Annotated in this window: 1 protein-coding gene; it reads right to left on the reverse strand. The window is 63.6% G+C overall.

Going from position 1 to position 629, the window contains the following annotated elements; translation table 11 throughout:
- On the reverse strand, window positions 1–629 hold a 629-nt coding region (locus K6118_RS17190), incomplete at both ends, for a VCBS domain-containing protein (protein WP_247121730.1).

The raw sequence follows: 629 nt of genomic DNA on the forward strand, positions 1-629 counted from the left end.
TAACTGCCCGCGATTGTGTCGGCGGTGAAGCTGCTTTGGCCGGTATCGATGTCGCTAACCGTCAAGGTACCTGTTGCGGTGCCCGTGCTGTCCTCACCAATCGAGCCGGTCGTGGTGCCGCCGATCACGGCAGCATCGTTGGCGCCATTGATGGTGACGACAATATCCTGTGTGGTGCCGTCGGCCGAGGAGACGGTGATGGTATCGCCGAGCGTATCGCCCGCAGCGAGGGACTGGACCCCGGATAGCGTCTCATTGAGGTCGTAACTCCAGTCACCATTGGAGGTAACGGTCAGTGTGCCGTAGCTGCCCGCGATTGTGTCGGCGGTGAAGCTGCTTTGACCGGTATCGATGTCGCTAACCGTCAAGGTACCGGTCGCGGTACCGGTGCTGTCCTCACCGATCGAGCCGGTCGTGGTGCCGCCGATCACCGCGGCATCGTTGGCGCCATTGATGGTGACGACAATGTCCTGTGTGGTGCCGTCCGCCGACGAGACCGTGATGGTATCGCCCAGCGTATCGCCCGCCGCGAGGGACTGGACCCCGGCCAGCGTCTCATCGAGGTCGTAGGACCAGTCGCCGTTCGACGCCATGGTCAGGCTGCCGTAGCTGCCCGCGACGGTGTCGGC

The organism is Kordiimonas marina, assembly GCF_023006325.1.
GTDB lineage: Bacteria > Pseudomonadota > Alphaproteobacteria > Sphingomonadales > Kordiimonadaceae > Kordiimonas > Kordiimonas marina.